Here is a 21,131-nt window from a genome sequence, read left to right as displayed (position 1 = left end):
TGACGGGAGTTGAACCGCACCCGCGCCCCGGTAGGCAAATACGACACAACGGCCACGCACATTGACACCTTCGGCGAGTCGGTGGTGGGCTCGAAACCGACCGGTTCAGCCACCGTTCCGGCCACCGTCCCAGCCACCGGCAAAGCTACTCGCAGAACAACGAAAGACGAGGGGAGACGCGCGTGCAGTTCGGGCGCTTCGGCCGCGGAAAGCGGACCGCGACGGCCGTCGCCGTCGCCGTGATCGGCGGCCTGCTGGGCGGCGCTCCCGGCGCCCTGGCCGCGCCCGGCGGGCCAGGCTCCCCCACCACCACCGTGCCCGAGCGGGACGGCGCCGCGCTGCCCCCGGTGTGGCCGCGCCCGCAGTCCCTCCGGCCGGCCGGCACGGCGGTGCCGCTGGGCGACGAGGTGACGCTCCTCGCGGGCGAGGGCGCCGACCCGTACGCCCTGACGGCGCTGGAGGGCGTCCTGCGCGACGCCGGCGTACGCACCGTGTACACCGGGCGCGACGGCCGCGGGCCGGTCGTGCTGGTGGGCGGCACCGGCGCGCAGAACGCCTTGCGCGCCCTGCGCGCGCCCGAGAGCGGCGACCTGCCGTCCGGCGGCTACCGCATCGCCACGGGCCGGTACGAGGGCCGCGACACGGTCGCCGTGGACGGCGTCGGCAAGGACGGGCTGTTCCACGCCGTCCAGACGCTGCGCCAGCTCATAGCCGAGGACCGGACCGTACCCGGCGTCCTCGTGCGCGACTGGCCCGGGACCGCCGTGCGCGGCCTGACGGAAGGTTTCTACGGCCGCCCCTGGAGCCACCAACAGCGGCTCGCCCAGTTCGACTTCATGGGCCGCACCAAGCAGAACCGGTACCTCTACGCCCCCGGCGACGACCCGTACCGCCAGACCCAGTGGCGCGAGCCCTACCCGGCCGACCGGCGGGCCGAGTTCCGCGAGCTGGCCGACCGGGCCCGGCGCAACCACGTGACGCTCGCGTGGGCCGTGTCGCCCGCCCAGTCGATGTGCCTGGCCTCCGAGGACGACCTGACGGCGCTCAAGCGCAAGATCGACGCGATGTACGCGCTCGGTGTGCGCGCCTTCCAGGTGCAGTTCCAGGACGCCTCCTACGACGAGTGGCACTGCTCCAGGGACGCGGACGCCTTCGGCTCGGGCCCCGCCTCGGCGGCCCGGGCCCACGCGCGCGTGGCGACGGAACTGGCGCGGCACCTGGCCGGCCGGTACCCGGACGCGGAGCCGCTGACGCTGATGCCGACCGAGTACTACCAGGACGGCACCACCGACTACCGCACGGCGCTCGCCGCGGAGCTGGACGACCGGGTGCAGGTGGCGTGGACGGGGGTCGGGGTCGTCCCCCGTACGATCACCGGCCGCGAACTGGCGGGCGCGCGGGACGCGTTCGGGCACCCGCTGGTCACCATGGACAACTATCCGGTCAACGACTACGCGCAGGACCGGATCTTCCTGGGCCCGTACATGGGCCGCGAGCCGGCCGTCGCGGCCGGTTCCGCCGCGCTGCTGGCCAACGCGATGGAGCAGGCCGCCGCCTCCCGCATCCCCGTCTTCACCGCCGCCGACTACGCCTGGAACCCCAAGGGCTACCGTCCCGCCGAGTCCTGGCACGCGGCCCTGAACGACCTGGCGGGCGGCGACCCGAAGGCCCGTGAGGCGCTGCACGCCCTCGCCGGCAACGACGCCTCCTCGATCCTCAGCCGCACCGAGTCGGCGTACCTCCGTCCGCTGCTGGCCGGCTTCTGGCGTACGCGCGCCAGTACGACGGCGGACGCGGCGGCCCGGGACCGGGCGGCGCGCGAACTGCGGGCGGCGTTCACCGTGATGCGCGAGGCGCCCGGGCGGCTGACGGGCACGGCGGACGGCCTCCTGGACGACGAGGTACGGCCGTGGCTGGAGCAGCTGGCGCGCTACGGGCGCGCCGGCGAGGCGGCCGTGGACATGCTCCAGGCGCAGGCGCGGGGCGACGGGGCGGGCGCCTGGCGGGCCTCGCTGGACCTGGAGCCGCTACGGGCGGAGCTGGCGGCGAGCCCGGTCACGGTGGGCGAGGGCGTGCTGGACCCGTTCCTGGCGCGGGCCGTCACGGAGGCGGCGCGGTGGACGGGCGCGTCGCGCGAGGCGGGCACCGTGGAGCGTGAGAACGGGGCGTACACGGTGCGCCTGGACCGGGCCCGGCCCCTGGACACGGTCACCGCGATGACGGCGCCGGGGGCCCACCCCGTGAACGGCTCCGTCGAGGCGCACGTACCCGGCGAGGGCTGGCGGCGGCTGGGCGCCCTGTCGGGGAGCGGCTGGACCCAGGCGGCCGCGCGGGGCCTGGCCGCCGACGCCGTACGGATCACCTGGACCGGGCGGTCCCCCGGCGTCCGGGCCCTGGTCCCCTGGTTCGCCGACGAACCGCAGGCCCGCCTGGAGCTGCCGCACGCCGAGACGGACGCGGTGATCGGCGGCGCCCCGCGCCGGGTGAACGCGGTGCTGGCCGCCCAGCGGCCCGGCGAGGTGCACGGCGCGCTGACGGCCAAGGCCCCGAAGGGGCTGAAGGTGACCGTCCCGAAGCAGACGGTCGTCCCGCGCGGCCTGGCCGCCACCGTCCCGGTCGACATCACCGTCCCGGCGGGCACCCCGGCGGGCGACTACCAGGTGCCGCTGTCCTTCGCCGGCCAGGAGCGCACACTCACCGTGCGGGCCTACCCGGCGACGGGCGGCCCCGATCTGGCCCGTACCGCCAAGGCCTCCTCATCGGGCGACGAGACCCCCGACTTCCCCGCGTCGGCCGCGACCGACGGCGACCCGGCCACCCGCTGGTCGTCCCCGGCGGAGGACGGCGCCTGGTGGCAGCTGGAGCTGGCGCAGCCGGTCCGGCTCGGCCAGGTCGTCCTGCACTGGCAGGACGCGTACGCGGCGAAGTACCGCATCCAGGTGTCGGCGGACGGCCGCACCTGGCGCACGGCGGCGACCGTGAAGGACGGGAAGGGCGGCCGCGAGGCAATCCGGATGGACGCCCCGGGCACCCGCTTCGTCCGCGTCCAGGGCGACGCGCGGGCGACCGAGTACGGCTACTCGCTGTTCACGGTCGAGGCCTACGCGGTGACGCCGTGACGCCGTGACGTGTGCCTTCGGCGAGTGAGGCGAAGTGGGGTCCCCCCGCCGAAGGCAGGGGGAGCGACGGTGTCGAAAGGGAGAACGCGCAAAGGCCCCCGAGGTACGAGGGGGTCGAGCGGGGGCACCTCCCACGCCCGAAGGGCGTAGGGGGAGATCGACCGTCGACACCGGCTGAGGCGCCCCGTAGCCGAACCGAGCCCTAAGAAACGCGATCGATCCGGGCCATGGCGTCGTCCGCGCCGTACGGCTGCAAGTAGGGCAGCCAGCGCGGGTCCCTGTGCCCGGTCCCGATGATGCGCCAGGCCAGGCCGGTCGGCGGGGCGGGTTGCTGGTGGAGTCGCCAGCCCAGCTCCCGCAGGTGCCGGTCGGCCTTGACGTGGTTGCAGCGGCGGCAGGCCGCCACCACGTTCTCCCAGGCGTGCTGTCCGCCGCGGCTTCGCGGCACGACGTGGTCGACGCTGGTTGCGACGCCACCGCAGTACATGCAACGCCCGCCGTCGCGGGCGAAGAGGGCTTTGCGGGTCAGAGGAACGGGCCCCCGGTAGGGGACCCGTACGAACCGCTTCAGGCGGACCACGCTGGGTGCGGCGATGGCACGGGTAGCGCTGTGCATGAAGGCGCCGGATTCCTCGAGGCAGATGGCCTTGTTCTCGAGGACGAGGACGAGCGCGCGGCGGAGCGGTACGACGCCGAGGGGCTCGTACGACGCGTTGAGGACCAGGACATGCGGCACGGATGCCTCCTATTACGCCGGCGGCGCGTGGCTCGCGCCGGGACGATCTGCTCTCAGTCTCTCCTCATGCCAGGTCGAAGCGCCACCACGTACCGGTAACGGGCCCGAAGTGTTTTCGACCACACCCCGATCATCCCCGGATGAGACGCAGCTCTCCCTCGAACATGGCAACGAACCACCCCCGATGCGCCGTTAATGTAATTGGTCCGCTTGTCCATCCTGGAGGTTCCCGCCGTGCTCTGGTCCGCCGTTCCGGCTGCCGGCCCCACACCCGCGCCGGTGTCGCTCGACGAAGCCGCCAAGCAGGCCGGTGCGGCCGCCGGCTGGGTGGAACAGAACTGGTCCACCTGGTTGAGCACCGGTCTGCGCATCCTGCTGATCCTGCTCGTGGCCGTGGTGCTGCGGCACCTCGTCCGCCGGGCGCTGACCAAGCTGATCGAGCGCATGAACCGCAGCGCCCAGGCGGTCGAGGGCTCCGCCCTGGGCGGCCTCCTGGTGAACGCGGAGCGCCGCCGGCAGCGCTCGGAGGCCATCGGATCGGTCCTCCGCTCGGTCGCCTCCTTCCTGATCATGGGCACCGCCGGCCTGATGGTCCTCGGCGCCTTCAACGTCAACCTGGCGCCGCTGCTCGCCTCGGCCGGTGTCGCCGGTGTCGCCATCGGTTTCGGCGCCCGCAACCTGGTCACCGACTTCCTCTCGGGCGTTTTCATGATCCTTGAGGACCAGTACGGGGTCGGTGACTCGGTCGACGCGGGGGTCGCCTCCGGCGAGGTGATCGAGGTCGGCCTGCGCGTGACGAAGCTGCGCGGCGACAACGGTGAGATCTGGTACGTCCGCAACGGCGAGATCAAGCGGATCGGCAACCTGAGCCAGGGCTGGTCCACGGCGACGGTCGACGTGACGGTCCGCCCGACCGAGGACCTGGACCAGGTCCGCGCGGTGATCACCGAGGTCGGCGAAGCCATGGCCAAGGAGGAGCCCTGGAACGAGCGCCTATGGGGCCCGGTCGAGGTGCTGGGCCTCAACGAGGTGCTGCTGGATTCCATGACGGTCCGGCTCTCGGCCAAGACCATGCCGGGCAAGTCCCTGGGCGTGGAGCGCGAGCTGCGCTGGCGCATCAAGCGGGCCTTCGACGAGGTCGGCATCCGCATCGTGGGCGGCCTGCCCGCGGCGCCGCAGGAGGACGCCGCCGCGAACCCGGCGGCCGCCATGGCGCCCCCGTCCGCCTTCGCCTCCGCCACCTCTCCCCAGTCGGTCGCGGCGACGCCGCTGACGCCGCCGCCGAACCTGACCAAGTAGCGCCGTTCGAAGCAGCGTCCCCGGGCCCTAGACCCCGGCGAGCTCCCGCACGGTCGCCATGTCGCTGAACGGCAGCAGCTGGTCGCCGACGATCTGGTGCGGCTCGCTCCCCTTGCCGGCGACCAGGACGACGTCGTCCGGGCCCGCGGCGGACAGGGCGAAGGCGATGGCGTCACGGCGGTCGGGGCACCGTTCGAACGGTGTGCCGGTCGCCGCCAGGCCGGGCGCGATCTGGTCCAGGATCGCCCCCGGATCCTCGTCGCGGGGGTTGTCCGAGGTGAGGACGCACAGGTCGGAGTGGATCCCGGCGATCCTGCCCATGTCGGCCCGCTTGGTGGTGTCGCGGTCCCCGCCGCACCCGAAGACGGTGATGACCCGGCCGCGGGCGAAGCCGCGGATGGTGGTCAGGACCTTGTCCAGGGAGTCCGGTGAGTGAGCGTAGTCGACGATCACCGACGTACCGCCGGGGGTACGGAAGCGCTCGAACCGGCCCGGCACGGGCGGCATCTGGTCGAGCGCGCCGACCAGCCCGCGCAGATCGTGTCCCAGGATGTGGCAGGCCGCCACGGTGGCGAGCGCGTTGGACACGGAGAACCGTCCCGGGACCGGGATGCTCGCCGGATACGCGCGCCCACCGTGGTGCAGCGTGAACCGTGTGCCGGTGGCGTCCACCACGAGGTCGGTGGCCCGGTAGTCGGCGTCGGCGTCGATGGCGTACGTGGTCACCTCGCCCGGCATCATCATCATGATCCCGGCGCCTACGGGGTCGTCGGCGTTGACCACCGCGTACCGGCACAGGCCCTGGAACAGGCGCAGCTTGGCGTCCCGGTAGTTCGCCATCGTGCCGTGATCGTCCAGGTGGTCCTGGGTCAGGTTGGTGAAGACCCCGACGTCGATGAACGTCCGGTCCACCCGGTGCGTGAGCAGGCCCATGGAGGTGGCCTCCAGCACCACGCTGCCGACCCCGCGGTCGCGCATGCATCCCAGCAGGTACTGCAGGTCCGGCGACTCGGGTGTGGACAGGACCGACCGCGGCATCGGGATCAGCTGGTCGCCGATCCGGCTGCCGGCCGTTCCGATGACCCCCACCTTGGCGCCCTCCGAGATACGCAGCACCGACTCGACCATGTACGACACGGACGTCTTGCCGTTGGTGCCGGTGATCGCCACCATGTCCATCCCGCGCCCCGGCTCCCCGAAGTAGCGGGACGCGACGGCCGCGCCCGCCGCCCGGGTGTCCGGCACCCGCACGGCGCACACATCGGCGGGCGACGCCCACACCGACTCGGGCAGCTCCGGCGCCGTACCGTCCACGAGCACCGCGGCCGCCCCGCGCGCGAGGGCCGGCGCCACGGACCCGGGGCCGCCCTCGCGGTGCCCGGGGACGGCGATGAACAGCGACCCGGGCGTCACCCGGTCGGTGTCGAAGGTCGGCACCCCGGTGATCCACGTCTTCTCCGGATCACCCCGCAGCACATGGTGCTCCTGCCCGGCCAGCAGTTCGCTCAGCTTCACGATGATCCCTTCGACGGTGGCTCGGCCCCGTCGTGCGGCTGTCGCCATGCGGCAGCGCCGGCGGTGCGCCGGAAGCTGCGGTGATGAGGTGATGCGGTGATGCGGTGATGAGGTGGAACTGCGGACACGGTCCGGCTGTATCCGGACGGAACACTCAGCCCGCGATCGAAAGCCGCTGGAAGATCGTCAGCCGTCGGCCGGCGACAGCACGGAGGTGGCCTGCCGCAGGCACTGCCTCATGGCGCTCGTCCGGCCCATGGTCGGAGTGTACGTCGGCCCGGGCACCGCGGAATCCGCCACTTCGGGCGGCGGGACGCCATAGGGTCTTGACGGGGTCCTGACATGCGCCTTACCGTCTGGCCACTCCAACTGGAAAGTTTCCTAACAGTGTGAGGGGCAGGTGCATCCCGTCGTGGCCGGAACCTCCGGAAACACGCCCGGCACCCCGCGTGTGCTGCGGGCCATGAACGACCGGGCCGCGCTCGATCTGCTGCTGGAGCACGGGCCCCTGTCCCGGACCCGGATCGGCAAGCTGACCGGGCTGTCGAAGCCGACCGCCTCGCAGCTGCTGGCGCGGCTGGAGGCGGCCGGGCTGGTCGTGGCGACCGGGACGACGGAGGGGCGGCCGGGGCCGAACGCCCAGCTGTACGCCGTCAACGCGCGCGCCGCGTACGCCGCCGGGCTGGACGTGAACCCCCGGCGCATCCGCGCGGCCGTCGCCGACGTGACGGGGGCGGTGGCCGGCGAGTTCGAGCTGGCCACGCCCGGGCGGCCCGCCGACGGCGTCGTACGGCAGGTGACGGAGGCGCTGGACGGGGCCGTGAAGGCGGCCGGGATCACGCGGGGCGAGGTGCACCGGCTGGTGATCGGGACGCCGGGCGCGTTCGATCCGTCGACCGGGCGGCTGCGGTACGCCTCCCACCTGCCCGGCTGGCACTCCCCCACGCTGCTGGACGAGCTGGCGGCCGCGCTGCCCATGCCGGTCGAGTACGAGAACGACGTGAACCTGGTGGCGGTGGCCGAGCAGCGGCTCGGGGCGGCCCGGGGGCACGAGGACTTCGTCCTGCTGTGGAACGAGGAGGGCCTGGGCGCCGCGCTCGTGCTCGGCGGACGGCTGCACCGCGGGTTCACCGGGGGCGCCGGCGAGGTCGGCTTCCTGCCCGTGCCGGGCGCGCCGCTGGTGCGGCACGTCACCAAGGCGAACAGCGGCGGCTTCCAGGAGCTGGCCGGCGCCCAGGTGCTGCCCCGGCTGGCGCGCGAGTACGGCGTCGAGGACATCCCGCGCGGGGAGTACGCGGAGGTCGCCGCCGAGCTCCTCCGGCGAGCCGCGCACGCCGCCTCCGGCCCGTACCCGAGGCTCCTCGACGCCTTCGCGACCGGTCTCGCCACCGGTCTGGCCTCCCTGGTCGCCGTCCTCGACCCCGAGCTGGTGGTGCTGTCCGGCGAGGTGATCGTCGCCGGTGGCGAGCCGCTGCGCGAGCGCGTCCAGGCCGAGCTCGCCGAGCTGGCCGCCTCCCGGCCACGGCTCGTCATCGGCGGCGTACGGCAGCACCCGGTGCTGCGCGGTGCGCTGGAGAGCGCGCTGGCCGCCACGCGCGACGACGTCTTCGACACCTCTCGCTGAAGAAGAATCAGGAGACACCGGTATGAACCGCAGAACCGTCTTCGCCTCGCTCGCCTCGGCCGCCGCCATAGCCCTGCTCACCTCCGCCTGTACCGGCTCGGCCGGGGCCGGCGCGGGCGACGACCCGAACGCCGAGGTGACGCTGACCTTCTGGCACGGCTGGTCGGCGCCGAACGAGGTGAAGGCGATCGACGCCACCATCAAGCGGTTCGAGGACGCCCACCCCGACATCACGGTGAAGGCCGTCCCCAACATCACCGACGACAAGATCCAGCAGGCGCTGCGCGCCGGCGGCTCCAACGCCCCGGACGTCGTGTCGTCGTTCACGACCGACAACGTGGGCAAGTTCTGCTCCTCCGGCGCCTTCGCCGACCTGAAGCCGTTCATCGAGAAGTCCGGGATCGACCTGGAGAAGACGTTCCCGAAACCGCGCCTGGACTACACCCAGTTCCAGGGCAGGCGCTGCGCGCTGCCGCTGCTGGGCGACGCGTACGGGCTGTACTACAACAAGGACGCCTTCAAGGAGGCGGGTGTCACGGCGCCGCCGAAGACGTGGAGCGAGTTCGACGAGGTCGCCCAGAAGCTGACGAAGCCGAAGGGCGACTCGTACGAGCGGCTCGGCTTCATGCCCACCTTCCACGGGTACGAGTCGACCCCGGGCCATCTGGTCGCGCAGTGGAGCCCGGCGTACTTCGACGAGCACGGCAGGTCGAACATCGCCAAGGACCCGGCCTTCGCCGCCATGTTCACCTGGCAGAAGAACCTGATCGGCAAGCTGGGCGGGTTCGAGAAGCTGGAGAAGTACCGCAGCACCTTCGGTGACGAGTGGGGCGCCAAGCACCCGTTCCACACCGGTCAGGTCGCCATGCAGCTCGACGGCGAGTGGCGGCTGGGCATGGCCACCGACGCCAAGGTGCCCTTCGAGGTCGGCGTCGCGCCGCTGCCGGTCCCCGACGACCAGGCCGCCGACTACGGCAAGGGCTACCTGTCCGGGACGATCGTGGGCATCGCCTCCACCAGCGCGAAGCAGAACGCCGCCTGGGAGCTGGTGAAGTACCTGACCACCGACACCGACGCGGTGGTGGACTTCGCCAATGAGCTGCGCAACGTCCCCTCCACCCACGCCGCGCTCGCCTCGCCGAAGCTGAAACTGGACCCGCGCTTCACGACGTTCCTGGACATCGCCCGCCACCCGAAGTCCAACACCACCCCCGCGTCCGTCAACGGCGGCGCCTACCAGGTCACCCTCCAGGAGTCCGGTTACCTGTACGAGGCGGGGAAGGTGGCCGACCTCAAGGCCGGGCTGGAGAAGACGGCCGCACAGATCGACACGGACCTCGAGAAGGCGAAGTGACGCCCCACACCGTCCGCGCCCTCCGGGCGAAGCGCACCCGCGGCGCGCTGCGTACCGTCGCCTTCCTCTCCCCCTGGCTGGTCGGCTTCAGCGTCTTCTTCGCCTACCCGCTCCTCGCGACCGTGTACTTCTCGTTCATGAAGTACGACGGGTTCAAGGCGCCCGTCTTCAACGGCCTGGAGAACTGGACGTATGTCTTCGCCGACTATCCGGCCTTCTGGCCGTCGATGGCGAACACGCTGTGGCTGGTGGTCGTCATGGTCACCTGCCGGGTCGTCTTCGGGCTCGGCGTCGGGCTGCTGATCACGAGGATCAAGACGGGGGCGGGGGTGTTCCGGACCCTGTTCTACCTGCCCTACCTGGCCCCGCCCGTGGCCGCCACCCTCGGCTTCGTCTTCCTCCTCAACCCCGGTACGGGCCCGGTCAACACGATCCTCGCCGACCTGGGGCTGCCGGCCCCCGGCTGGTTCACCGACCCGGCCTGGTCCAAGCCCGCGCTGACCATGCTCGCGGTGTGGGGCGTCGGCGACCTGATGGTCATCTTCATGGCCGCGCTGCTCGACGTACCGAAGGAGCAGTACGAGGCGGCGGAGCTGGACGGCGCGTCGGCCTGGCAGCGCTTCCGGTACGTCACCCTCCCCAACATTTCCCCGATCGTGATGTTCGCCGTGGTCACCGGGGTCATCCAGACCATGCAGTACTACACGCAGCCCCTGGTGGCCGGGAAGGTCGCCTCCGGGATCATCGGCAACAGCGGGCAGCAGTTCGAGCCGGGCTACCCGGAGAAGTCGACGCTGACCCTGCCGCAGCTCGTCCACAACCTCGGCTTCCAGCGTTTCGACTACGGATCGGCGTGCGTCGTCGCCCTGGTGCTGTTCGCGCTCGCCATGGCCTTCACGGCGCTGCTGATGCGGCGGCGCGGCGGTCTCGTACAGGTGGGTGGCTGACCGCCATGACCTATGTGCTGGAATCGCCACTGAAGGTCACGCCGGCCGCGCGCACGGCCCGCCGCAAGGCGGTGCTGCACTGGATCGCCGTGCACACGCTGGGTGTGGCGGCCGCGCTGTTCTTCGTGCTGCCGTTCGTCTTCCTCTTCCTCACCTCGCTGATGAGCGACCAGCAGGCCCTCACCCGCGACCTCACCCCCGACAGCTGGGAGTGGGGCAACTACCGGCGGGTGTTCGATACCCCCGGCTTCCTGACGTGGTGGAAGAACACCCTCTTGTACGCCGGCCTCGGAACGCTGCTGACGGTCCTCTCCTCCGTCCCGGTCGCGTACGCACTGGCGAAGTTCCGCTTCCGGGGGCAGCGGCTCGCGCTGATGCTGGTGATCTCGATGATGATGCTGCCACCCCAGGTGGTCATCATCCCGATGTACCTGTTCTGGGCGAAGCAGATGGATCTGTCCGGCTCGCTGTGGCCGCTGATCATCCCGATGGCGTTCGGTGACGCGTTCTCCATCTTCCTGCTGCGGCAGTTCCTCCTCACTGTCCCCAACGAGTACCTGGACGCGGCGAAGGTCGACGGCTGCGGCGAGCTGCGCACACTCGTCCGGGTGGTTTTGCCGATGGCGAAGCCGGGCATCGCGGCTGTCGCGCTGTTCCAGTTCTTCTATGCCTGGAACGACTACTTCGGACCGCAGATCTACGCCTCGGAGAACCCCGCCGCGTGGACGCTGAGTTACGGCCTGGAGTCCTTCAAGGGCGCGCACCACACCGACTGGAATCTGACCATGGCCGCGACCGTGCTGGTCATGGCCCCGGTGATCCTCGTCTTCTTCTTCGCCCAGAAGGCATTCGTCGAGGGCGTCACGCTGACCGGAGTGAAGGGCTAGAAGGCTATGAAGCTGGCTGTTGTGGGGGGCGGCTCCACCTACACCCCCGAGCTGGTCGACGGGTTCGCGCGGCTGCGCGACACCCTCCCGATCAGTGAACTGGTCCTCGTCGACCCGGCCACCGAGCGCCTGGACCTGGTCGGCGGGCTGGCCCGGCGGATCTTCGCCAAGCAGGGGCACCCGGGCCTGGTGACCACCACCTCCGACCTGGACGCCGGTGTCGACGGCGCCGACGCCGTCCTGCTTCAGCTGCGCGTGGGCGGACAGGCGGCCCGGCAGCAGGACGAGACGTGGCCGCTGGAGTGCGGCTGCGTGGGTCAGGAGACGACCGGCGCGGGCGGGCTCGCCAAGGCGCTGCGGACGGTGCCGGTGGTGCTGGACATCGCCGAGCGCGTACGCCGGTCCAACCCGCGCGCGTGGATCATCGACTTCACCAACCCGGTCGGGATCGTGACGCGCGCGCTGCTCCAGGCCGGTCACCGGGCCGTCGGGCTGTGCAATGTGGCGATCGGCTTCCAGCGGAAGTTCGCCACGCTGCTGGACGTCACGCCGGACGCGGTGCACCTGGACCACGTCGGGCTCAATCACCTGACGTGGGAGCGGGGCGTACGGCTGGGAGGGCCGGACGGCGCGGACGTCCTGCCGCAGCTGCTGGCCGAGCACGGGGACGCCATCGCCGACGGCCTGCGGCTGCCGCGCGCCGTGCTGGACCGGCTGGGCGTCGTTCCGTCGTACTACCTGCGGTACTTCTACGCGCACGACGAGGTGGTGCGCGAGCTGGGCACCAAGCCCTCGCGGGCGGCGGAAGTGGCCGCCATGGAGCGGGAGCTGCTGGAGATGTACGGCGACCCGGCGCTGGACGAGAAGCCCGAGCTGCTGGCCAAGCGGGGCGGCGCCTTCTACTCGGAGGCGGCGGTGGACCTGGCGGCGGCACTGCTGGGGGGTTCCGGTCCGGGGGTGCAGGTGGTCAACACGTACAACAAGGGGACGCTGCCCTTCCTGCCGGACGACGCGGTGATCGAGGTGCAGGCGACGGTGGACCCCTCCGGTGCCTCGCCCCTGGCCGTGCCGGAGCTGGACCCGCTGTACGCGGGGCTCGTCGCGCATGTGACCGCGTACGAGGAGCTGGCGCTGGAGGCCGCGCTGCGCGGCGGGCGTGACCGGGTGTTCAAGGCGCTGCTGGCGCACCCGCTGACCGGCCAGTACGCGGCTGCCGAGGGGCTGACCGACCGGTTGATCGCGCACAACCGGGAGCACCTGGCGTGGGCGTGACTCCTTGGGTGCTCGCGATCGACGCGGGCAACAGCAAGTCCGACGTGGCATTCGTCGGTGAGGACGGCTCGGTCCTCGCCTCGGCCCGCGGGCCCGGCTTCCAGCCGCAGCGGGTGGGGGCCGGGGCGGCGTTCGACGGGCTGGCGTCCACGATCGGCGACGCGCTGGCGTCGGCGGGCCTCGTCATCGACGGCGTACGGCATGTGTCGGCCTGTCTGGCGGGCGCCGACTTCCCCTCGGAGGAGGCCGAGCTGGCGGCCGCCCTGCACGCGCGCGCGTGGGGGCGGACGGTGCAGGTGCGCAACGACACGTTCGCGATCCTGCGGGCCGGTGTGGACGAGCCCCGGGGCGTCGCCGTGGTGTGCGGCGCGGGTATCAACTGCGTGGGCATGCTGCCGGACGGGCGCACCGCCCGCTTCCCGTCGGTCGGCCGGATCTCCGGTGACTGGGGCGGGGGTTCGGGGCTCGCGGAGGAGGCGATGTGGTTCGCGGCCCGGGCGGAGGACGGGCGCGGTGAGCTCACGGAGCTGGCCCGGGCGCTTCCGGCGCATTTTGGGCTGGGTTCGGTGTATGCGCTGGTCGAGGCGCTGCACCTGGGGCGGATCCCGGCCGGGCGGCGGCACGAGCTGACGCCGGTGCTGTTCGCGGCGAGCGCGGCGGGCGACCCGGTCGCGCGGTCGGTCGTGGAGCGGCAGGCGGAGGAGGTCGTCGCCCTGGCAACGGTCGCCCTGGACCGGCTGGATCTGCTGGACGAGGAGGTTCCGGTGCTGCTGGGCGGCAGCGTCCTGGCGGCCCGGCACCCGCAGCTGAACGGGCGGATCACCGAACTACTGGCGGTCAAGGCGCCGAAGGCCGCCGTCCGTGTGGTGACCGAGCCCCCGGTCCTGGGCGCCGCGCTGCTGGGCCTGGACGACGCGGGGGCGGCCGAGGAGGCCCGGGCGCGGGTGCGGGCGCACTACGCGTGACTGCCGGAAATCCGGGTGCGTCGTCCATGCCCCGCTTGTCACGATCGGGGCATGGACGATGTGGACATGCGTGAACGGTTCGAAGCGGACGGATTCGTGAAGCTGGAAGGAGCCTTTCCGGAGGACCTCGCGGCCGAGTGCGCCGCGCTGCTGTGGAAGGAGACCGGCTGCGACCCGGACGATCCGGCGACGTGGACGAAGCCGGTGCACTGGGTGTGGGGCATGGGGCAGGAGCCGTTCCGGCGGGCGGCCAACACCCCGGTGCTGCATGACGCGTTCGACCGGCTGGTCGGACCGGGGCGGTGGGTGCCGCGGACGGCCCTCGGGTCGTTCCCGCTGCGGTTCCCGCACGAGGAGGAGCCGGACGACGCGGGGTGGCACATCGAGGGCAGCTACCTGCCGGACGGGCCGGCCGCCGAGCTGGGCTACCACGCCAACCACCGGTCGCGGGGCCGCGCGCTGCTGATGCTGTTCCTGTTCAGCGAGGTCGGCGAGGCGGACGCGCCGACCCGTGTCCGGGTCGGCTCGCACCACGACATGCCGGCGGTGCTGGAGCCGTACGGGGAGGAAGGCGCGCCGATCATGCGGATCGGGGCGGCGATCGACGCGGCGTCGCGCCACCGCGAGGTCGTGTACGCGACGGGGCGGCCGGGCGATGTGTACCTGTGCCACCCGTTCCTGGTGCACGCGGCGCAGCCGCACCACGGGACGCGGCCCCGTTTCATGGCGCAGCCGGCGCTGGAGCCCCGCTGACGTCCGTGGAGGGGAACCGATCGGGGCCGGGCGGCGTATACAGAGTGGGGGGATCGAGGGGTGGTGCGAGCGGGGCGGCGGCACGACGGCGGGCACGATAAGAACAAGATCGAGTCAAGCCTGGTGTGAATACCGGCCCCTTTGGCCATACTGCGGTGAGCGACCGAGGGGGAGGTCACGTGACATACGCACCGGATGCGCCGGCTGTGCCGAGCGCGCCACCGGCGTCCGGCGCGCCACCGGCGCCGGGCGCGCCCGTTGTGCCGCCACCACCGCCGCCGCCCGCGGGGCCGCCCGCCGGGCGGGGGGCGTGGGCCGAGGGGTTGGCGCGGCTGCGTGCCGCGGCGACGACGGAGCCGGGGCGGCTGCGGATTCTGGGTGCCGTACTGGCCGTGCTGGTCGTGGCGTTCGGGGCGGTCACCGCGCTGGAGGTCTCCGACCGGGCGGCGGCGGCCGACGACGTGGTGAGCCGCAGCCAGCCGCTGAGCGCGGACGCGGCGGACATCTACCGCTCTCTCGCGGACGCCGACACGGCGGCGGCGAGCGGCTTCCTGGCCGGCGCCCAGGAGCCCGCCGGTGTGCGCGAGCGGTACGAGCAGGACATCACCACCGCCTCACGGCTGCTCATCAAGGCCGCGGCGAGCACGGACAGTTCCTCGCAGTCCGCCCGTGACATCGCCACCCTCAATGAGCACCTGCCGCGCTACACGGGCCTGATAGAGCGCGCCCGCGCGGCCAACCGGCAGGGTCTGCCGCTGGGCGGCGCGTATCTGCGGTACGCCAACCAGCAGATGAGCACCCAGCTGCTGCCCGCCGCCGAGCGGCTGTACGAGGCGGAGACCGCGCGGCTCGACCGGGACGACCGGGACGCCCGTGTGTGGCCGTTCCTGTCGCTCGGCCTGGGCGTCGCGGTCCTGGCCGCCCTCCTGTGGGCGCAGCGCCGCTCGTACCTGCGGACGAACCGGGTGTTCAACCAGGGGCTGCTGGCCGCCACCGCCGCGTCCACGGTGGTGTTGCTGTGGCTCGCGGTCGGGCACACGGTGGCGCGGGCGCAGCTGAACGAGGCCAAGGTGCACGGCCAGAATTCGCTCAAGGTGCTGAACGAGGCACGGATCAACTCCCTGAAGGCCCGCGCCAACGAGAACCTGACCCTGGTGGCCCGCGGTGCGGTGCTGACCGCGGACGGCAAGAGCGACAAGTACGAGACCGACTACGGCACCGGCATGGGCAGACTGACCACCGCGCTGGAAGAGGCGGACCGGCTCGCCGACGACAGCGCGGGCGACGAGCCGGTCTCGGTCGCCGCGCGGGCGGTGGCCGAGTGGAAGAAGCGGCACAAGGACGCCCGTGACACGGACAACAGCGGCGACTACAAGGGCGCGCTGGCCAAGGTGATCGGCCCCGAGAACTCCACCGGGGAGTCCTTCGACGACGTGGACGCGGCGCTGGAGAAAGCCCTGGACCATGAGCAGGGCGAGTTCACCCGGGCCGCCGAGGACGGGCGCGGCGCGCTGACCGGCCTGCCGGTCGGGGCGGGCGCCCTGGCCATGGTGGGCGCGGCCGCGGCCATCATGGGCATCAACCGCAGACTGTCGGAGTACCGGTGAGGGCGAGGGGAGGCACGATGAAGGACAACGACGACGCGGCGGCGCGGCCGGCCGGCCGGACCGCCGGGCGGTGGCGCGGGTGGGGCGGGGTCGCGGCGATGGCCGCCGCGTGCGGGCTGACCGCCGCGCTGACCCTGGTGCCGCTGTCGCGGAGCGACCTGGGCTCCTCCGAGGTGTCCGGCGCGGGCAGCGCCCTGCCGGCCAAGGCCGACACGTGCAAGGACCCGGAGGCCTCCCTCCCGCCGTCGGCCGCCGACGGGCCGTCCATCGACGCCATCAAGACGCGCGGCAAACTGATCGTCGGTGTGGACCAGAACAGTTACCGGTGGGGGTACCGCGACCCGGCGAACGGCAGGCTGGAAGGTTTCGACATCGACCTCGCGCGGGCCATCGCCGAGGACATCCTCGGCAGCCGGGACGCCGTCGTCTTCCGCGCCATCCCCACCAACCAGCGGATCGCCGCCCTGGAGAACGGCACCGTCGACCTGGTGGTGCGGACGATGACGATCAACTGCAGCCGCATCAAGCAGGTCGCCTTCTCCACCGCCTACTTCCAGGCCGGGCAGCAGGTCCTCGCCCCGGAGGGCTCCACGGTCAAGGGGTACGACTCCTCCCTCAAGGGCAAGAGGGTCTGCTCGGCCGAGGGTTCCACCGCCTACGAGGCGCTGGAGAGGAAGTCGTTCGGCGCCGTCTTCCAGGACGCGCACGACGGAAAGCCGGAGGACGAGGACATCCTCACCGTGCCCAACCAGCTGGACTGCCTGGTGCGGCTCCAGATGGGCGAGGTCGACGCGGTCGTGACGGACAACGCCCTCGCCGCCGGCCAGGCCGCCCAGGACCCGGCCGTCGAGCTGAAGGGCGAGCCGTTCACGACGGAGTACTACGGCGTCGCCGCCAAGCTCGGCAACGACGACCTGGTGCGGCGGGTCAACCAGGTGCTCGTCGACTACCGCAAGGGACCCTGGAAGAAGGCGTACGACACCTGGCTGAGCTCCGTCCTGCCCGGCATAACCGGGCCGCCGGCGCCGAAGTACCGGACCAACTGACCCGCATGTCTGGCGTGTACGAGTGGAGAGGTGATCGATGGGCGTCACGGGACCCCCTGGGCCGGTGATGGACCGGGACGAGGTGGACCGTGCGCTGGCGCGGCTCGGGGCGGAGCACAAGGCGGTCGAGGACTCGCTGCTCGCCCTCCAGGACCACGCGGGCCGCCGGCTCCTCGAAGGCGCCGAGCTGACCGGCACGACCAAGGACCGCTGGGCCACCACCGAGCAGACGATCACCCTGCTGTGGACGTACTTCGACGCGTACACCGCCGCGTTGGACGAGGCGCGTGAGGTGCGCGCCCGGCGCCGGTGGCCCGGCCGCGAGGAGCTGGCCGAGCTGACGGAGCGGCTGCGCGGCGAGAGCGTGACCGTGTCGGGCACGCCGGCCACGTCGGGCACGCCGGGCATGTCGGCCAAGCTGGCCGAGCGGTTCACGCTGGAGCGGCTGGTGGACCGGATGAACGAGCTGTACGCGAGCTCGCTCGACATGGTGGTGACGGCGGACGCGGTGTGGTCCGCGCTGCCCGCGCGGATAGACCTGCTGGCGGCCGAGCTGAACCGCACCCGTTCACTGGCGCACTCGGTGGGTGTACGCCCCGGGGAACACCCGGCCGGGGACGACCTGGAGTCCATCACGCACGAGCTGGCGACGCTGCGGGCGCAGGTGGTGACCGATCCGATGGCGTTCTGGCGCCCGGCGGCGGGCAGTTCGGCGCCCGGTGGCGGGCGGCCGGACACCGACCGGTACGACAGGGCGGCCCGCGCGCTGGAGGACGTACGCCGCGAGATCGAGGCGGTGCTCCAGGTCCGGCAGGACTCGGAGGCACGGCTGCTGCGGCTGCGGGACGTCCTGTCGCGCGCCGACCGTACGCTCGCCGAGGCGCGGGCGGCCCGGGGTGAGGTGCTGGCGAAGATCGCCGCCTCGGAGGTGCCGGTGGTGAGCGGCCCGCCGACCGCCCTGCAGGAGCGGCTGGCGGCGGCCGCCGAGTACCGGCGGCACGCCCAGTGGCACCGGCTGTCGCCGCTGCTGGAGGCGCTGGAGCGGGAGGCCGAGGACGAGCTGCTGCGGGCGCGCGAGCAGTTGACGGCGGTCACCGCTCCGCTCGCGGTCCGGGCGGAGCTGCGCGGCCGGCTCGACGCGTACAAGGCGAAGGTGGCCCGGCACGGCATGGCGGAGGATTCGCTGCTGATCGAGCGGTACGACGCGGCGCGCCGGATGCTGTGGAGCGCTCCGTGCGACCTGCGGGTCGCCGAGCAGGCGGTGCTGCGCTATCAGCAGGCGGCCGCCGAGGCGCTGTCGGGGGCGGGGCCCGTGGACCGTAGGGGGAGCCAGTGAAGACGTGTCAGCGGCCCGGTTGTGAGGGCTCGTACGAGGACATGGGCGGCGGTGAGCTGTACTGCGACACCTGCGGTCTGGCGCCCGTCGTCTCGCCGACCGGCCTGGTGTCGTCCCCGCCGACGGGGATCGCGGGCGGCGGGAAGGGCGGGTCCGGGAGCAGTTCGCGCTCCTCGTCACGGTCGTCCCGGTCGTCGCGCTCCTCCCGGTCGTCGACGTCCCGGCGCTCGGTGTCCGGGCGGCTGTCCCGGTCGGTGTCGGGCGGGACGGGGTCGTCCCGGTCCGTGTCGGTGCGCAGTTCCGGGTCGTCGACCGGCCAGTCGGGGCGGGGCAGGCTGGGCGCGGGGCTGGTGTCGATCCCGGCCGTGCCGCGCCCCGACCCCCGGTCGGTGGTCATGGCGAACCCGGAAGTACCGGAGCGGAAGCGATTCTGCTCGCGGTCCGACTGCGGGGCGCCGGTGGGACGGGCGCGCGGTGACCGGCCGGGGCGTACGGAGGGGTTCTGCACCAAGTGCGGGCACCCGTACTCCTTCGTACCGAAGCTGCGCGCGGGAGACATCGTGCACGGCCAGTACGAGGTGGCCGGGTGCCTGGCGCACGGCGGGCTGGGCTGGGTCTACCTCGCCGTGGACCGGGCGGTGTCCGACCGGTGGGTGGTCCTCAAGGGCCTGCTGGACACCGGTGACCAGGACGCGATGGCGGCGGCGATCTCTGAGCGCCGGTTCCTCGCGGAGATCGAGCACTCCAACATCGTGCGCATCTACAACTTCGTGGAGCACCTGGACCAGCGGACGGGCTCCCTCGACGGCTACATCGTCATGGAGTACGTCGGCGGCAAGTCGCTGAAGGACATCGCCAACGAGCGGCGCGGACCGGACGGGCGGCGCGACCCGCTGCCGGTCGAGCAGGCGTGCGCGTACGGCATCGAGGCGCTGGAGGCGCTCGGGCACCTGCACAGCCGGAACCTGCTGTACTGCGACTTCAAGGTCGACAACGCGATCCAGACCGAGGACCAGCTGAAGCTGATCGACATGGGCGCCGTGCGCAGGATGGACGACGACGAGTCGGCCATCTACGGCACGGTCGGCTACCAGGCGCCGGAGGTGGCGGAGGTCGGCCCGTCGGTCGCGTCCGACCTGTACACGGTGGCGCGGACGCTGGCGGTCCTGACGTTCGACTTCCAGGGGTACACGAACGTGTTCGTGGACTCCCTGCCCGATCCGGGCAACATCGAGGTGTTCCGGACGTACGAGTCGTTCTACCGGCTGCTGGTGCGGGCGACCGACCCGGACCCGGCGCGCCGGTTCGCCTCGGCCGAGGAGATGGCCGAGCAGCTGACGGGCGTACTGCGGGAGGTGGTGGCCCTCCAGACGGGCCGTCCGCGCCCGGCCCTGTCGACACTGTTCGGCCCGGAACTGCGCGTGACGGACACGCGGTTGTTCGCCGAGGCGGACGGCGACGTGTCGGCGCTGGGCGCCAGGGAGGTCCCGAAGGGCCTCGGCCTGTTCGGCCGCGGGCGCGGTGTCGCGCGGCCGGGTACGGGAACGGGCGGGCCGGCGGCGGTGGCCGGAGCGGCCCCGGTGGGTGTTCCGGCGGCCGTGGGTGGGCCTCCCCCGGTGGGTGGCCCGGCGGCGGCCGCGCCCGGGGCGTACGCGCCTGGGACGTACGCGCCCGTCGCGGCCCCGGCGGCCGCCGTCCCCGGCCCGCGTACGGAGCCGATGGGCGCCGCCGCCGTCACGCCGCTGCTCGCCCCGCTCGACGCCCGCGCCACAGCGCTCGCGCTGCCCGTGCCGCACGTCGACGCCGGTGACCCGAACGCCGGGTTCCTGGCCGGGCTCATGGCGTCCGCGCCCGCCGAGCTGATCGCCGCCCTGCACACCGCGCCGACCGGTTCGCTGGAATTGCGGCTGCGCGAGCTGCGCGCCCGCCTCGAAATGGGCGAACTGGGCTCGGCGGCCCGGGCGCTGGCGACCCTGGAGGCCCAGCATCCCGACGACTGGCGGGTGGTCTGGTACCACGGGATCGCGTCCCTGGCGACGGGCGACAACGAGAACGCCGCGCTGTCGTTCGACGCGATCTACGACGCGTTCCCCGGCGAGCCGGCACCCAAGCTGGCGCTGGGCGTCTGCGCCGAGGTGCTGGGCCAGCTGGACAACGCGGCCGAGTACTACCGCCTGGTGTGGGCGACGGACCCGAGCTACGTGAGCGCCGCGTTCGGCCTGGCGAGGGTCCAGTTGGCCGCGGGTGACCGGGGCGGTGCCGTCCGCACGCTGGAGTCGGTGCCGGAGGCGTCGATCCACTACACGGCCGCGCGCGTGGCGGCCGTACGGGCCCGGCTGCGGCGCCGCTCCGCGCGGGAGCCGCTGATCGGCGACCTGACGGCAGCGGCCGACCAGGTGTCCGCGCTACAGCAGTTCGGGCTGGACGCGGTGCGCCGCGAACAGTTGTCCACAGAGGTGCTGGGCAAGGCCCTGGACTGGGTACTCTCCGGTAGTCCCGGAGCGGGGACCGCACGGACCCCGCTGCTGGGCAGCGAACTGGACGAGCGCGGCCTGCGCTTCGGACTGGAACGCTCCTACCGGGTACTCGCCCGGCTCGCTCAGCGCGGCGAGGAGAGGATCGACATGGTGGAGCGGGCGAACCGCTTCCGCCCCCGGACATGGGTGTGAAT

General features: G+C 72.6%; 15 protein-coding genes. 13 read left to right on the top strand and 2 right to left on the bottom strand.

Annotated features, from left to right (window positions below; translation table 11 throughout):
* Positions 1-182: 182 nt before the first annotated feature.
* On the top strand, positions 183-3,119 hold the full coding sequence (locus BKD26_RS01495) for a beta-N-acetylglucosaminidase domain-containing protein (RefSeq protein ID WP_084894859.1): 2,937 nt from the start codon (positions 183-185) through the stop codon (positions 3,117-3,119).
* 202 nt (positions 3,120-3,321) lie between these two features.
* Here BKD26_RS01495 and BKD26_RS01490 read toward each other — a convergent pair whose 3' ends face one another.
* A complete protein-coding gene (locus tag BKD26_RS01490) occupies positions 3,322-3,855 on the bottom strand; it encodes an HNH endonuclease (protein ID WP_073751115.1) in 534 nt (177 codons plus the stop codon).
* A gap of 219 nt (positions 3,856-4,074) precedes the next feature.
* Between BKD26_RS01490 and BKD26_RS01485 the strand changes: the two genes are divergently transcribed.
* Positions 4,075-5,154 carry a mechanosensitive ion channel family protein gene (locus BKD26_RS01485; RefSeq protein ID WP_241518518.1) on the top strand — a complete coding sequence of 360 codons (1,080 nt, stop codon included), beginning with the start codon at positions 4,075-4,077 and terminating at the stop codon, positions 5,152-5,154.
* Positions 5,155-5,181: 27 nt separating this feature from the next.
* Here BKD26_RS01485 and BKD26_RS01480 read toward each other — a convergent pair whose 3' ends face one another.
* On the bottom strand, positions 5,182-6,669 hold the full coding sequence (locus BKD26_RS01480; protein ID WP_084894857.1) for a UDP-N-acetylmuramoyl-L-alanyl-D-glutamate--2,6-diaminopimelate ligase: 1,488 nt from the start codon (positions 6,667-6,669) through the stop codon (positions 5,182-5,184).
* A gap of 412 nt (positions 6,670-7,081) precedes the next feature.
* On the opposite strand from BKD26_RS01480, the gene BKD26_RS01475 reads away from it, so the two are divergent.
* From BKD26_RS01475 to BKD26_RS01425, 11 genes are all read left to right on the top strand, one after another.
* Positions 7,082-8,293 (top strand): ROK family transcriptional regulator, encoded by a 1,212-nt coding sequence (locus tag BKD26_RS01475; RefSeq protein ID WP_084895323.1) that lies wholly within the window; start codon positions 7,082-7,084, stop codon positions 8,291-8,293.
* Positions 8,294-8,315: 22 nt separating this feature from the next.
* Positions 8,316-9,647 (top strand): ABC transporter substrate-binding protein, encoded by a 1,332-nt coding sequence (locus tag BKD26_RS01470; RefSeq protein ID WP_084894855.1) that lies wholly within the window; start codon positions 8,316-8,318, stop codon positions 9,645-9,647.
* Positions 9,644-10,594 (top strand): sugar ABC transporter permease, encoded by a 951-nt coding sequence (locus BKD26_RS01465; RefSeq protein WP_084894853.1) that lies wholly within the window; start codon positions 9,644-9,646, stop codon positions 10,592-10,594. Before BKD26_RS01470 ends, BKD26_RS01465 begins: the two co-directional genes overlap by 4 nt.
* A 5-nt stretch (positions 10,595-10,599) precedes the next feature.
* Positions 10,600-11,481: a carbohydrate ABC transporter permease gene (locus BKD26_RS01460; protein WP_084894851.1), complete on the top strand. Its 882-nt coding sequence runs from the start codon at positions 10,600-10,602 to the stop codon at positions 11,479-11,481.
* A 6-nt stretch (positions 11,482-11,487) separates the two neighbouring features.
* Entirely contained in the window at positions 11,488-12,753 is a 1,266-nt protein-coding gene (locus BKD26_RS01455) for a 6-phospho-beta-glucosidase (RefSeq protein WP_084894849.1), read from the top strand.
* Entirely contained in the window at positions 12,744-13,718 is a 975-nt protein-coding gene (locus tag BKD26_RS01450; RefSeq protein WP_084894847.1) for a BadF/BadG/BcrA/BcrD ATPase family protein, read from the top strand. The genes BKD26_RS01455 and BKD26_RS01450 overlap by 10 nt, the downstream gene beginning before the upstream one ends.
* Positions 13,719-13,769: 51 nt before the next feature.
* Complete coding sequence (locus BKD26_RS01445) at positions 13,770-14,471, top strand: phytanoyl-CoA dioxygenase family protein (protein WP_107417718.1); 702 nt, start codon at positions 13,770-13,772, stop codon at positions 14,469-14,471.
* Between the two features lie 323 nt (positions 14,472-14,794).
* The gene (locus BKD26_RS01440; protein WP_241518487.1) at positions 14,795-16,078 is read left to right on the top strand and encodes a hypothetical protein; all 1,284 of its coding nucleotides are present in this window, start codon (positions 14,795-14,797) and stop codon (positions 16,076-16,078) included.
* Positions 16,079-16,095: 17 nt separating this feature from the next.
* Positions 16,096-17,124 carry a glutamate ABC transporter substrate-binding protein gene (locus BKD26_RS01435; protein WP_084894843.1) on the top strand — a complete coding sequence of 343 codons (1,029 nt, stop codon included), beginning with the start codon at positions 16,096-16,098 and terminating at the stop codon, positions 17,122-17,124.
* Positions 17,125-17,161: 37 nt separating this feature from the next.
* On the top strand, positions 17,162-18,460 hold the full coding sequence (locus BKD26_RS01430; RefSeq protein WP_084894841.1) for a hypothetical protein: 1,299 nt from the start codon (positions 17,162-17,164) through the stop codon (positions 18,458-18,460).
* On the top strand, positions 18,457-21,129 hold the full coding sequence (locus BKD26_RS01425) for a serine/threonine-protein kinase (RefSeq protein ID WP_084894839.1): 2,673 nt from the start codon (positions 18,457-18,459) through the stop codon (positions 21,127-21,129). The genes BKD26_RS01430 and BKD26_RS01425 overlap by 4 nt, the downstream gene beginning before the upstream one ends.
* The last annotated feature ends 2 nt before the right edge of the window (positions 21,130-21,131 follow it).

Origin of the sequence: Streptomyces sp. CB03238, assembly GCF_002099185.1 — a bacterium.
Taxonomy (GTDB): domain Bacteria; phylum Actinomycetota; class Actinomycetes; order Streptomycetales; family Streptomycetaceae; genus Streptomyces.
Note: the sequence above shows the minus strand (reverse complement) of the source record. Positions and strands in the feature narration are given on the sequence as shown.

Bases quoted from the DNA above. Each gene is read 5' to 3' on its own strand.
- BKD26_RS01460 (WP_084894851.1), top strand. From the start codon at position 10,600: ATGACCTATGTGCTGGAATCGCCACTGAAGGTCACGCCGGCCGCGCGC.
- BKD26_RS01455 (WP_084894849.1), top strand. From the start codon at position 11,488: ATGAAGCTGGCTGTTGTGGGGGGCGGCTCCACCTACACCCCCGAGCTG.
- BKD26_RS01430 (WP_084894841.1), top strand. From the start codon at position 17,162: ATGGGCGTCACGGGACCCCCTGGGCCGGTGATGGACCGGGACGAGGTG.
- BKD26_RS01435 (WP_084894843.1), top strand. From the start codon at position 16,096: ATGAAGGACAACGACGACGCGGCGGCGCGGCCGGCCGGCCGGACCGCC.
- BKD26_RS01445 (WP_107417718.1), top strand. From the start codon at position 13,770: ATGGACGATGTGGACATGCGTGAACGGTTCGAAGCGGACGGATTCGTG.
- BKD26_RS01470 (WP_084894855.1), top strand. From the start codon at position 8,316: ATGAACCGCAGAACCGTCTTCGCCTCGCTCGCCTCGGCCGCCGCCATA.